General features: G+C 71.1%; 11 protein-coding genes. 3 read left to right on the top strand and 8 right to left on the bottom strand.

All coding sequences use genetic code 11. The annotated features are described in order from the left end of the window. Nucleotides 1-2 precede the first annotated feature (2 nt). The 3 genes from BUB57_RS16695 to BUB57_RS03150 are packed head-to-tail and all read right to left on the bottom strand — an operon-like array spanning nucleotide 3 to nucleotide 2,237. Nucleotides 3-179 carry a hypothetical protein gene (locus BUB57_RS16695; protein WP_159435547.1) on the bottom strand — a complete coding sequence of 59 codons (177 nt, stop codon included), beginning with the start codon at nucleotides 177-179 and terminating at the stop codon, nucleotides 3-5. Then, nucleotides 176-1,306, bottom strand: a complete 1,131-nt coding sequence (locus tag BUB57_RS03155; protein WP_073061850.1) for a YeeE/YedE thiosulfate transporter family protein — start codon at nucleotides 1,304-1,306, stop codon at nucleotides 176-178. Before BUB57_RS03155 ends, BUB57_RS16695 begins: the two co-directional genes overlap by 4 nt. A 1-nt stretch (nucleotide 1,307) precedes the next feature. Next, nucleotides 1,308-2,237, bottom strand: coding sequence for a sulfurtransferase (locus BUB57_RS03150; protein WP_073062111.1), 930 nt, complete (start codon nucleotides 2,235-2,237; stop codon nucleotides 1,308-1,310). A 359-nt stretch (nucleotides 2,238-2,596) separates the two neighbouring features. Between BUB57_RS03150 and BUB57_RS03145 the strand changes: the two genes are divergently transcribed. Continuing rightward, nucleotides 2,597-4,249 (top strand): FMN-binding glutamate synthase family protein, encoded by a 1,653-nt coding sequence (locus BUB57_RS03145; RefSeq protein ID WP_073061846.1) that lies wholly within the window; start codon nucleotides 2,597-2,599, stop codon nucleotides 4,247-4,249. Here BUB57_RS03145 and BUB57_RS03140 read toward each other — a convergent pair. The 5 genes from BUB57_RS03140 to BUB57_RS03120 all read right to left on the bottom strand — a co-directional run bounded on the left by BUB57_RS03140 (nucleotide 4,246) and on the right by BUB57_RS03120 (nucleotide 8,710). Then, nucleotides 4,246-4,977: an ABC transporter permease gene (locus BUB57_RS03140; RefSeq protein ID WP_073061843.1), complete on the bottom strand. Its 732-nt coding sequence runs from the start codon at nucleotides 4,975-4,977 to the stop codon at nucleotides 4,246-4,248. The genes BUB57_RS03145 and BUB57_RS03140 overlap by 4 nt on opposite strands. Next, nucleotides 4,974-5,969, bottom strand: a complete 996-nt coding sequence (locus tag BUB57_RS03135) for an ABC transporter ATP-binding protein (protein ID WP_073061839.1) — start codon at nucleotides 5,967-5,969, stop codon at nucleotides 4,974-4,976. The genes BUB57_RS03140 and BUB57_RS03135 overlap by 4 nt, the downstream gene beginning before the upstream one ends. Further along, entirely contained in the window at nucleotides 5,966-7,138 is a 1,173-nt protein-coding gene (locus tag BUB57_RS03130) for an ABC transporter permease (RefSeq protein ID WP_073061836.1), read from the bottom strand. The genes BUB57_RS03135 and BUB57_RS03130 overlap by 4 nt, the downstream gene beginning before the upstream one ends. Nucleotides 7,139-7,148: 10 nt before the next feature. Continuing rightward, nucleotides 7,149-8,054, bottom strand: coding sequence for a glycine betaine ABC transporter substrate-binding protein OsmF (osmF, locus tag BUB57_RS03125; protein WP_073061833.1), 906 nt, complete (start codon nucleotides 8,052-8,054; stop codon nucleotides 7,149-7,151). A 116-nt stretch (nucleotides 8,055-8,170) separates the two neighbouring features. Further along, nucleotides 8,171-8,710 (bottom strand): LuxR C-terminal-related transcriptional regulator, encoded by a 540-nt coding sequence (locus BUB57_RS03120; protein ID WP_073061829.1) that lies wholly within the window; start codon nucleotides 8,708-8,710, stop codon nucleotides 8,171-8,173. A gap of 96 nt (nucleotides 8,711-8,806) precedes the next feature. On the opposite strand from BUB57_RS03120, the gene BUB57_RS03115 reads away from it, so the two are divergent. Together BUB57_RS03115 and BUB57_RS03110 are read left to right on the top strand one after the other, a co-directional pair. Continuing rightward, nucleotides 8,807-9,979, top strand: coding sequence for a thiolase domain-containing protein (locus BUB57_RS03115; protein ID WP_073061827.1), 1,173 nt, complete (start codon nucleotides 8,807-8,809; stop codon nucleotides 9,977-9,979). Further along, entirely contained in the window at nucleotides 9,979-11,502 is a 1,524-nt protein-coding gene (locus BUB57_RS03110; protein WP_073061825.1) for a class I adenylate-forming enzyme family protein, read from the top strand. The genes BUB57_RS03115 and BUB57_RS03110 overlap by 1 nt, the downstream gene beginning before the upstream one ends. Nucleotides 11,503-11,505 lie beyond the last annotated feature (3 nt).

Here is an 11,505-nt window from a genome sequence, read left to right as displayed (position 1 = left end):
GATTACGACCCTGGCAGTCCCGCCGGTGCGCCGCAAAAGCCGCCCACCGGCGCAGCGCCGGACCCCAGCGCCAGCACGGCCGGCGCGTTGTAGGGGTTGGGGGGCGAGGCGCGCAGGTCCAGCGCCAGCATCGCGGCCAGCAACCCACAGGCGGCGAACATGATGTGGCGGCGGGTCATCGCTTGCCCTCCATCCCGGCCCAGGGCCGCAGCCGCAATCCAAAGGCCGAGCCGGCAAACGCCGCCGCGAACCACACCCAGCCGTGCAGGCTGCCGGTGGCGATGCCGGAATACAGCGCGCCCACGTTGCAGCCGAAGGCGAGGCGCGAGGAATAGCCCAGCACCAGCCCCGACAGCGCTGCCGCCACCCAGCCGCGCAGCGGCAGCCGCGGGGCGGGCTGGTCCAGCGAGCCGGCGCGGTGGCTGGCGATCCAGGCCGCGCCGAGGATCATCCCGATATTGGTCAGCGAGGTATAATCGGTCAGGATGCTGCCATGTAGCGTCGCGGCATTGACCGGCGCCGCCCAGAAGCCGGAACCCGACAGGTCCGCCCCCAGCGCCGCAGCGCCCTTGGCCGCCCACAGCCCCAGCCCGTAGACCACGCCCCATGGCTGGCCCGCCACCACCAGATTGCCGATGGCCAGCCCCGCCAGCAGCACCGCCGCCAGCAGGTGGTGGCGCTGGATGCGCCGCGTGCCGGGCGCGGCAAGCGCCACCACCAGCACCGCCACCGCCGCCAGCGCCACCAGCGTCAGCGCCAGCCCGGCGCCGCCCGACAGCACGATGGGCGGCAATGCCCCCAGTTCCGTCCACCAGCCCAGATGGATACTGCCCAGCAGGCTGCCCACGCAGAACAGCGGCAGCGCCACCAGCGCCACGGCATTGCCCGAGCCCGCGTTCACCAGCGTCCCCGAGCCGCAGCCCAGCACGATCTGCATCGCCGCGCCAAAGACGAAGGCGCCGCCGACCATCGCCCAGCCGATGCGGCCCTGCGCGCCGACCAGCTCATCGGGATAGGTCGCCAGCAGCGGCAGCGCCACCGCCGCCACCAGCGCAATGGACAAAAGCTGCGCCAGGATGCCGCCGGGGTCGCGGCGCTCGATCATCGCGCGCCACGGCCCGGCAAAGCCGAAGCGCAGCCCTTCGAGCACAAGGCCGAAGCCCAGCCCCAGCGCCAGCACCAGCCCGAAGCGGGCGCCCGCGAACAGCGCGGTTCCGGCCAGCCCGGCCAGCAGCAGCAGGGTCAGCGGCAGGGCGCCAAGCCGGCGCCTTGCCTCGGTTGCAGGAATTGCGACGGTGCTGCTCATCTCAGTCCCCGAAGATCTGGCGGGTCAGGTTGCTCAGCAGCGTGGGGGTGTTCTCCATCGGCTGCTTCGCCTGCGACCATTCCACCATCGAGCCGGGGTAAAGCTTCACGTCCTCGATCCCGGCCAGTTCCGACAGCGCGAACCATTCGGTCGCCGCCCAGTGGCCGGTGTTGCAGAAGGCCACGACCTCGCGCCCCGGCGCGGCGTCCAGCCCCAGCGCCTGCCGCAGCGGCCCCGCGTCCAGTTCCGGCGCGATCACCGGGCTGCCGGCCTGAAAGAACTGCCCATGCGGCAGGTTGCGGGCGCCGGGCAGGGTGCCGGGCTTGACGGCCAGGTCGTGCTTGCTGCGCCCGGTAAAGAAATCCTCGGGGCGGGCGTCGACCAGCACCGCCTCATGGCTGCCCGCGACGGTCGCCGCCACCGTCTCGGCCGAGGCGAGCCATCGGTCCGAAAAGCTCAGATCGAGATCCGAGGCCAGCAGGTTGTTGGTCGTGGTCTCGACCGGGAACCCCGCGGCCGACCACGCCTGCGTGCCGCCGTTCAGGATCGCGAGATCGGTGAAGCCGGTGGATTTCAGGGTCCAGTAGACGCGGGCGGCGGCGCCGAAATCGGTGTCGCTGCGGCCTTCGGGGACGATCACGATGGGCTGGTCCTGTTCCAGCCCGAACTGCTCGAACGCCGCTTCCAGCTTGGCCACGTCCGGCACCGCGCCGGGGTTGTCCGAGGGGCCGCGAAAGGTCGCGTAGGGGGTCCAGATCGCCCCCGGCACATGGCCGTCCTCATAGCCGGTGTCGCGGATGTCGAGGATGATCGGCTGCTCTTCCGTCTGTGCGGCCAGCGCCGAAGGGGTCAGCAGCGGCCCGGCGCTTGCGGCGCCTGCCATGCCGCCCAGTGCAACAGCCGCCAGCGTGGCGAAAACGATGCGGGTCATCGGGGCCTCCTTGCCGTTCATGCGCGATGCGCGGCGCGGGGCTTGCCTCGACGCCGTTTCCGGCGATCTAGGGTAGCGGGTACGCTCCGGCCAGAGCGGGGGGCTGCCCGCCCCCGCCGCGGCCCGCCGCAGCTTTCCCGCCCGCGGCAGGGTGGCGCGACCGCCCGTCCCGCGGGCTGCGGCGCGTCAGTGAAACCGTTCCCGCAACCCGCCGGCAGGGCGACGATATTTCTTATTTCACGCCGTGGACCGTAGCGGGGGCGGGCGGGCATGGCCGGTCTTGCAACCCTCGGGGCCGGGGACCAAAGTCCCCGCGGGCGGGCCGGCGGCCGGCCGGGGGAGTGGGGCGGATTCGCGGCATGATACGGAATTACGAACGCTATACGATCTTTGCGCTGATCTTGCTGGCGGCGCTGCTGGCGCTGGCGGGGGCGGTGCTGTTCAGCCCCTGGCTGTGGCTGGCGGCGGCGCTGTTCCTGCCGCTGTCGGCGCTGGGGGTGCGCGACCTGATCCAGCGCCGCCACGCCATCCTGCGCAACTATCCGGTGATCGGCCATATCCGCTTTCTGGCGGAAAACTTCCGCCCCGAGATCCGGCAATACATGTTCGAGGGCGACCAGGACGAACTGCCCTTCAGCCGGCAGGCCCGGGCGCTGGTCTATCAGCGCGCCAAGGGGGTCGAGGACAAGCGCCCCTTCGGCACCATCGAGAACGTCTATGGCTCGGGCTATTCCTGGCTGACCCATTCGGCCACCCCCGTGCACAACGCCGATTCCGATTTCCGGGTGACCATCGGCGGCAGCGCCTGCCGCCAGCCCTACAGCGCCAGCCTGTACAACATCTCGGCGATGAGCTTCGGCGCGCTGTCGGGCAATGCCATCCTGACGCTGAACAAGGGCGCGCGGAAGGGCGGTTTTGCCCATGATACCGGCGAGGGCGGGATCAGCCGCTATCACCGGCAGGGCGGCGGCGATCTGGTCTTCCAGATTGCCTCGGGATATTTCGGCTGCCGCAACCCCGACGGCAGCTTCTCGCGCGAACGTTTCGCGGAACTCTCCGCCGACCCGCAGATCAAGATGATCGAGATCAAGCTGAGCCAGGGCGCCAAGCCCGGCCACGGCGGGATGCTGCCGGCGTCGAAAATCTCGGCCGAGATCGCCGAGGCGCGCGGTATCCCGATGGGCATCGACTGTATTTCCCCGCCCGCGCACAGTACGTTTTCTACCCCCGTCGGGCTGATGGAGTTCGTGGGCGAGCTGCGCGCGCTGTCGCAGGGCAAGCCGGTCGGCTTCAAGCTGTGCATCGGGCACCGGCGCGAGTTTCTCAGCATGATCAAGGCGATGCTCAAGACCGGAATCCTGCCGGATTTCATCGTGATCGACGGGGCCGAGGGCGGCACCGGCGCCGCCCCGGTCGAGTTCGCCAACCGCGTGGGGATGCCTATGCTGGAAGGACTGACCTTCGTGCATAACGCGCTGCGCGGGGCGGGGCTGCGGGATGAGATCCGGCTGGGCGCGGCGGGCAAGATCATCTCGGCCTATGACATCGCCCGGGCGCTGGCGCTGGGCGCCGACTGGTGCAATTCCGGCCGCGGCTTCATGTTCGCGATCGGCTGCATCCAGGCGCAGGCCTGCCACACCAACAAATGCCCGGTCGGCATCGCCACTCAGGACCCGGTGCGCCAGCGCGCGGTGGATGTGGGCGACAAGAGCGACCGGGTGGCGCGGTTCCACCGCAACACCATGCACGCGCTGGGCGAAATCGCGGGCGCGGCGGGGCTGGCCGATCCCAGCGACTTCATGCCCTATCACTTCATGTTCCGGCAAACGACCGGGTTTCGCGACGGCAACGAGGTCTATCCCTATCTGCCGCGCGGCTTCCTGCTGGCGGATGAGGAAATCCCGGGGCTCGAGGATTGGTACGACCGCTGGGAACGCGCCACGCCCGACAGTTTCGCACCGCCGGAAATCCCCTTTGGCCCGTTCGCCTCGCGCCGCAAGCGTCGGGCCTAGAAGCCGGCACGGCTGCGGGCGGCGCTTTCGGCGGCACGGAAGCCGGCGTCGATCAGCAGCGCCAGCGTCGCGATCACCGCGCCGCCCTGCACCACGAAGGCCGCGTTCGAGGACAGCAGCCCGGCGATGATCACCTCGCCCAGCGTATGGGCGGCGACGGTGGAACCGATGGCCGCGGTGGACAGCGCGATCACCGCCGACAGCCGCACCCCGGACAGGATCACCGGCAGCGCCAGCGGCAGTTCGACCCGCCACAGGCGCTGTGCGGGCGTCATGCCCATGCCGCGCGCGGCCTCGACCACCTGCGGCGGCAGGGTGGTCAGCCCGGCGAGGGTGTTTTCAAAGATCGGCAGCAGCCCGTACAGAAACAGCGCCAGCAGCGTCGGCCAGTCGCCGAACCCCAGCACCGGCACCGCCAGCGCCAGCACCGCCACCGGCGGAAACGTCTGCCCGACCGCGGTCACCATCCGCGCCAGCGGCAGGAAATCGCGCCCCGAATCGCGGGTGACCAGCACCCCCAGCCCGACCGCGATCACCGCCGAGGCCGCAATCGCCCCCGCCACCAGCGCCAGATGCGACACGGTCAGCGACCACAGGCTGGTCTGGGTATAGACCGCAGGCGCGCCGCGCCGGGTCAGCGGCTCGAGCAGCGGCGCGAAGCTGTCGGGCGAGATCAGGAACGCGGCCAGCAGCAGTGCCGCCGCGGCCAATGCGGCACGGCCGATCATTGCGGCGCCGGCGGCGATGCGGGCGGGGAAGGGACGCCTGCCTTGACCGATGCTCCGGCGCCGGTTCGGCCTGTTTCCCCGGACGCCGCCTGCCGCAGCGCCGCCAGCGTCACCACCCCGCCGCCGGCGACGGGCAGGGCGTCGCGCCCGCTCCACAGGCATTGCGCCAGCGCGTCGCGCAGGGATGTCTCGGGCGCAAGCGGCGGCCCCTCGGCGGTTCCGGGCTGCGCGAGATCGGCGACCTGCGACAGCGACAGCAGGTGGAACGGCCGCGCCTGTTCCCCCGCCAGCGCCTGCACCAGCGGGGATGCGGGGCGGGTCAGGATGTCACGCGCGGGGGCGCATTGCAGCAGCCTGCCGTCATCCATCACCGCGATGCGATGCGCGAGGAACATCGCCTCGGTCATGTCGTGGGTGACCAGCAGCAGCGTGGTGCCCAGCTCGCGCTGGATGCGGCGCAGGTCCTGCTGCGCCTGCGCCCGTATCACCGGGTCGAGCGCGCCGAAGGGTTCGTCCATCAGCAGCAGTTCCGGGCGGGCGGCGAGCGCGCGGGCCACGCCCACGCGCTGCTGCTGGCCGCCGGACAGCTCCTGCGGGCGGCGGTCGCGAAACTCCTCGGGCGGCAGCTGGAACAGGTCCAGCAGCTCGTCCACCCGCGCGTCGATACGGGCGCGGTCCCAGCCCAGCAGCCGCGGCACGGTGGCGATGTTCTGCGCCACGCTGCGGTGGGGAAACAGCCCATGCCCCTGGATCGCATAGCCGATCCGCCGCCGCAGCTGGTGCGGCGGCAGGGTGGCGGTGTCGGTGCCGGCGATGCGCACCCGGCCGGAACTCGGTTCCACCAGCCGGTTGATCATCCGCAAAAGCGTGGTCTTGCCCGAGCCCGAGGTGCCGACCAGCGCCACGATCTCGCTCCGCTGGACGGTCAGGGACACGTCGTTGACGACGGCGCGGGGGCCATAGCGGCGGGTCAGATGCTCGATCTCGATCATGCGGGGGCGGTCCTTTCCAATGGTGCGCCACCGGCCTGCGCGGTCAGCAGCCCCAGCGCCACGCCGGCGACCAGCGCCAGCGCGATGGTCGGCAGCGCCCCCAGCAGCACCAGGTCCATGGCGGTCTGGTTCAGTCCCTGAAAGACGAATGCGCCAAAGCCGCCGCCGCCGATCAGCCCGGCGATCACCGTCAGCCCGATGTTCTGCACCAGCACGATGCGCACCGCCGCCAGCACCACCGGCAGCGCCAGCGGCAGTTCCACCCGCCACAGGCGCTGCGCGCGCGTCATGCCCAGCCCGGCGGCGGCCTCGGCCACCGGCGGGGGGACCGAGGCCAGCCCCACCGCCATGTTCGACACCACCGGCAGCAGCGAATACAGAAACAGCGCCACCAGCGCCGGAAAGGCGCCGATGCCTGCGACACCCGCCGCCGCGGCGCCCGGCACCGTCGCGGCGATCCAGCCGAACAGCGGGATCATGATGCCGAACATCGCCAGCGAGGGCACGGTCTGCACCGCGTTCAGCGCCCCCAGCACCGCGCCGCGCAACCGCGGCACCTGATGGACCAGCACCCCCAGCGGCAGCCCCGTCGCCAGCGCCAGCCCCAGCGAGCCGAAGGCCAGCAGCAGATGCCGCCCGGCCTCGCGCCAGAACACGTCGTGCCGCGACTGGTATTCCCGCATCACCGAGATGTCGCCCAGCACGCCCGAGGACAGGATCGCCGCCCCCGCCAGCACCGTGCCCAGCAGCAAGCCCCAGCGCCACGCCACCGGCGGCGCTAGCCGCGCCAGCGCATCGGCGGCGGCCAGCGCAAACGCCAGCAGCAGCAGCCAGAACCCGGCGGCGGGCGACACTCGCGCCAGCGGCGCATCGGGGGCGATCAGCGCAGTTGCGGCCCAGCCGAGCGCCAGCACCGACAGCAGCGCGCCCGTCAGCCCCAGCGCCAGCCCGGCCCATGGCGGCAGCCGCGCGGGCAGCAGCGCCAGCAGCGCCGCGGCCAGCGGCACGGCCAGCGCCCAGCCCGGCCACCCCAGCGAAGCGGGCAGCGACAGCGGCTCTCCGGGGACGATGCGGTTGGGGCGCAGCTGCACCAGCGGCAGCGCCAGCCCCGCCAGCCCGATCAGGGCGAACAGCAGCCCCTGCCGGCTGATCCGAGGGGCCGCGCTCACCGAAACGCCGTCACTCGATCAGCCCCTGCCGGGTCAGCCAGTCCTGCGCCACGGCCCCCGCCGGCTCGCCCCCCACCTGGATGCGGGCGTTGAGCTCCTGCAGCGTTTCCAGGTCGAGCTGCCGGAAGATCGGATCCAGTACCTCGGGGATCTGCGGATATTCCTGCAACACCTCGGCGCGCACCAGCGGCGCGGGCTGATAATAGGGCTGCACGGACTTGTCGTCCTCCATCACCACCAGCCCCGCCGGCTCGATGCCGCCGTCGGTGCCATAGACCATCGCCGCATTCACCCCCGAGGTCTGCTGCGCCGCCGCCGCGATGGTTGCCGCCGTGTCGCCGCCGGCCAGCTGCACCAGCTGCTCGGGGCGCAGCGTGAACCCATAGGCGGCCTGAAACGCCGGCAGCGCCGCGGGCGAGGTCACGAACTCGGTCGAGGCCGCCAGCTTGACCGCGCCGCCCCCCGCCACATGGCGGCCGAAATCGGACATGGTTGCCAGCCCCTCGACCTCGGCCAGGTCGCGGCGCAGCGCGATGGCCCAGGTGTTGTTGGCGGGCGCGGCCTCCAGCCAGACGATGCCCTGCGGCGCGTCCAGTTCCGCCGCGCGGGCGCGCGACTGCGCCGCGTCCTTCCACACCGGGCTGTCGGCCTCGTTGTGGAAGAAGGCGGCGTTGCCGGTGTATTCGGGATAAAGGTCGATCTGCCCCGACAGGATCGCGTCGCGCACGATGGGGGTGCCGCCCAGCTGCAGGCGGTTTTCGACCGGCAGCCCTGCGTCCTGCAGCGCCAGCAGGATGACGTTGCCAAGCAGCGCGCCCTCGGTGTCGATCTTGGACGACAGCACGATGTCGCGCGCCGCCGCGGGGGCGGCCAGCCCCGTCAGCACGGCGAGCGCGATTGCGGTGATCCTGCGCATGGGTATTCCTCCGTCGGGTCCGGTGGTCCGGGTCAGTATGGGGCAGCGCGGGCGGCGCGGGAACCTTGTCCGCGCGCCCGGCACGGATTTTCCCAACGCCGTCGCCGGGTCCCGGTTCAGCTGAGCGTCACCTTGGAGACCAGATCGGCGGTGTTGCGGGCGTTGACCTTGCGCATGACGGCGGCGCGGTGGGCCTCGACCGTGCGGTGGGAAATGCCCAGCAGCTGCCCGATTTCCTTGCAGCTGCGCCCGTTCACGATGTGGTTGGCGATCTCGCGTTCGCGCTGGGTCAGGCGGTCCACCCGGCTGCGGGCGCCGGCGGATTCCACGAACACCCAGGCGATCAGCGCGAACGGGTCATGCGGGGTCAGGGTCCGGCCATGGGCGTGGACCATGAAGATTTCCCCGTCGCGGCGCTGCATGAAGCGCTGGTCCTCGTGGTCGGCGTGGCTGCGCAGCCACGCCTCGGCCCGCGCGCCGATCGCCTCGTAATCGCTGATCGTGGGATAGAGCATCCGCACCGAGCGGTCCTGCATCGCCTCGCGCCCATAGCCGAACATCGCCATGAAGGCGTCGTTGAACTCGACCATCACGCGGTGGCTGGTCAGCAGCAGCGCCACCGGGGCGGCGAGAAAGGCTTGCTCGATATACGACATGGCTTTGGCCCCGCTACGTAGTCCACTAGGTAGTACTACGAATAGATGCAGTTGCCCGCCAGCGGCATGATCGCCCCCCATGGAGGAGCGGACAGCATGACGCAGAACATCTTTATCACCGGCAGCGGGCATACGCGCTTTGGCCGGCTGGCCGACAATCTGGAAACCCTGATCGTCGATGCCGCGCGCGAGGCGATGGCGGATGCGGGCGTGGGCGGGGCCGATGTCGATGCCGTGTTCCTGGGGCATTTCAATTCCGGGCTGGTGCCGGACGGGTTCGCGTCCTCGCTGGTGCATCAGGCCGATCCGGGCCTGCGCTACAAGCCGGCGACGCGCTGTGAAAACGCCTGCGCCTCGGGGGCGGCGGCGATCTTTGCGGGGATGAACGCAATCCTTGCCGGCAAGGCCGACACCGTGCTGGTGGTGGGCGCGGAGAAGATGACCTCGAACTCGACCGAGCAGGTCACGCGGGCGCTGGCCGGCGCCGGCTATCAGAACGACCCGGCCGAGGCCGCGCTGAGCTTTCCGCAGCTGTTCGGCATCGCCGCACAGCAGTATCGCGACCGCTACGGCGACCCGCTGCCGGCGATGGCGCGGATCGCGTCCAAGAACCACGGCAACGCCATGGCGAACCCGCTGGCCCAGATGCACCGCCCGATGAGCGTCGAGGATTGCGCCACCGTGTCCGAGCGCAACCCCGAGATCGCGCCGCCGCTGCGGCTGACCGACTGTTCGCTGATCACCGACGGCGCCGCGGCCATCGTGCTGCAATCGGCCCGCGCCGCCGCGGACGCTTCGCGGCGGGTGCGCTTTGCGGGGACCGCCCATGTCAGCGACATCATGCCGATGTCGAAGCGCGACTTCCTGTCCTTCGACGGCCCACGCCGCGCCATTTCGGCGGCCTATGCCGAGGCCGGGATCACGGTTTCCGATCTGGACTTCGCCGAGGTCCACGACTGCTTCACCATCGCCGAGCTGCTGATCTATGAGGCGATGGGCCTGGCCCCTGCCGGTCAGGGCGAACGGGCGCTGGACGAAGGCATCGTGTTCGCGGACGGCCGCACCCCGGTGAACCTGTCGGGCGGGCTCAAGGCCAAGGGCCACCCGGTCGGCGCGACCGGCGTGTCCATGCACGCGCTGGCCTTCCGCCAGCTGACCGGGCAGGCCGGCGACATGCAGCGCAAGGGCGCGGAACACGGGCTGGTGTTCAACATGGGCGGCGCGGCGGTGGCCAACTTCGCCTCGGTCCTTGCCGCGGATCGCACCTGATGAACATCGCGCACTGGCTTTACCAGACCGCGCGGGCGCGCCCCCGGGCCGCCGCCGTCAAGCTGGGCGGTACGCTGGTCTGCGACTATGCCACGCTGGCGCGCCGCGCGCAGGCGCTGTCGCGGCAGCTGGGCGCGCGCGGCGTGGGTGCGGGCGACCGGGTGGCGCTGTTCGCGGCGAACTGCCCGGAGTATCTGGAAATCATCCACGCCTGCTGGTGGCTGGGCGCCACGGTGGTGCCGATCAACTACAAGCTGCACCCGCGCGAGGCCGCCTGGATCATCGAGGATTGCGGCGCGCGGCTGGTGCTGACCCGTGCGGGCGAGATGAACGGCGCCGGCCTGCTGCCCGCGGGCTGCGAGGAAATCGCCATCGACTCGGACCTCTATCGTCACGCGGCGGCACCGGGGGAGGATCTGTCCGCCCCGCCGGCGCTGGAGGCGGGGGCGGTCGCGTGGCTGTTCTACACCTCGGGGACCACCGGCCGGCCCAAGGGGGTAATGCTGTCGCACGGCAACCTGCTGGCGATGGCGATGGCCTATACGATGGACGTGGACCACATCGCCCCCGGTGACCACAGTCTTTACGCGGCGCCGATGTCGCACGGCGCCGGGCTTTACGCGCTGCCCTTCATCCGGGCGGGCGCGGCGCATGTGATCCCGGCATCGGGCGGCTTCGACCCGGCAGAGATCATCGCGCTGGCCGGCGAGCTGGGCGGGCTGTGCTTCTTTGCGGCGCCGACGATGATCAAGCGGCTGGTAACGGCGGCGAAGGCCTGTGGCTATCGGGGCGAGGGCATCCGCACCATCGTCTATGGCGGCGGCCCGATGTACGGCGCCGACATCAACGAAGCGCTGGCCCAGTTCGGCCCGCGCTTCGTCCAGATCTACGGGCAGGGCGAGACGCCGATGACCATCACCGCGCTGCCGCGCGATCTGGTCGCCGACGACAGCCACCCCGACTGGCGCGCCCGCCGCGATTCCGTGGGTTTCGCGCAAGCCCCGGTCGAGGTCAGGATCCTTGCCGACGACGGCGCGCCCCTGCCCGCGGGCGAAACCGGAGAGATCGCCGTCCGCGGCGCCACCGTCATGCTGGGCTACTGGAACCGCCCCGAAGCCACCGCGGAAACCGTCGTCGACGGCTGGCTGCGCACCGGCGACCTGGGGCGGCTGGATGCGGACGGGTTCCTGACGCTGACCGACCGCTCCAAGGACGTGATCATCTCGGGCGGGACCAACATCTATCCGCGCGAGGTCGAAGAGGCGCTGCTGCTGCACCCCTCGGTCCACGAGGTGTCGGTGATCGGCACCCCGGACCCCGAATGGGGCGAAATCGTCGTGGCCTTTGTCGTGGCCGCACCGGGCACGGCCTGCGACCAGCCGACGCTGGACGGCTGGTGCCGCAGCCATATCGCCGCCTTCAAGCGCCCCAAGCGCTATGTCTTTGCCGACGCCCTGCCCAAGAACAGCTACGGCAAGGTGCTCAAGACCGAGCTGCGCCAGCAGCTTGCCCCGGGGCGGTAAGCG

It is taken from the genome of Paracoccus solventivorans (assembly GCF_900142875.1).
GTDB lineage: Bacteria > Pseudomonadota > Alphaproteobacteria > Rhodobacterales > Rhodobacteraceae > Paracoccus > Paracoccus solventivorans.
This window is presented reverse-complemented; position numbering and strand designations above follow the sequence as displayed.

Excerpts from the sequence above, each read along its gene's own strand:
- BUB57_RS03120 (WP_073061829.1), bottom strand. The coding sequence starts at position 8,710 with ATGTCGTATATCGAGCAAGCCTTTCTCGCCGCCCCGGTGGCGCTGCTG.
- BUB57_RS03145 (WP_073061846.1), top strand. The coding sequence starts at position 2,597 with ATGATACGGAATTACGAACGCTATACGATCTTTGCGCTGATCTTGCTG.
- BUB57_RS03135 (WP_073061839.1), bottom strand. The coding sequence starts at position 5,969 with ATGATCGAGATCGAGCATCTGACCCGCCGCTATGGCCCCCGCGCCGTC.
- BUB57_RS03140 (WP_073061843.1), bottom strand. The coding sequence starts at position 4,977 with ATGATCGGCCGTGCCGCATTGGCCGCGGCGGCACTGCTGCTGGCCGCG.
- BUB57_RS03155 (WP_073061850.1), bottom strand. The coding sequence starts at position 1,306 with ATGAGCAGCACCGTCGCAATTCCTGCAACCGAGGCAAGGCGCCGGCTT.
- osmF (WP_073061833.1), bottom strand. The coding sequence starts at position 8,054 with ATGCGCAGGATCACCGCAATCGCGCTCGCCGTGCTGACGGGGCTGGCC.
- BUB57_RS03110 (WP_073061825.1), top strand. The coding sequence starts at position 9,979 with ATGAACATCGCGCACTGGCTTTACCAGACCGCGCGGGCGCGCCCCCGG.
- BUB57_RS03115 (WP_073061827.1), top strand. The coding sequence starts at position 8,807 with ATGACGCAGAACATCTTTATCACCGGCAGCGGGCATACGCGCTTTGGC.
- BUB57_RS16695 (WP_159435547.1), bottom strand. The coding sequence starts at position 179 with ATGACCCGCCGCCACATCATGTTCGCCGCCTGTGGGTTGCTGGCCGCG.
- BUB57_RS03150 (WP_073062111.1), bottom strand. The coding sequence starts at position 2,237 with ATGACCCGCATCGTTTTCGCCACGCTGGCGGCTGTTGCACTGGGCGGC.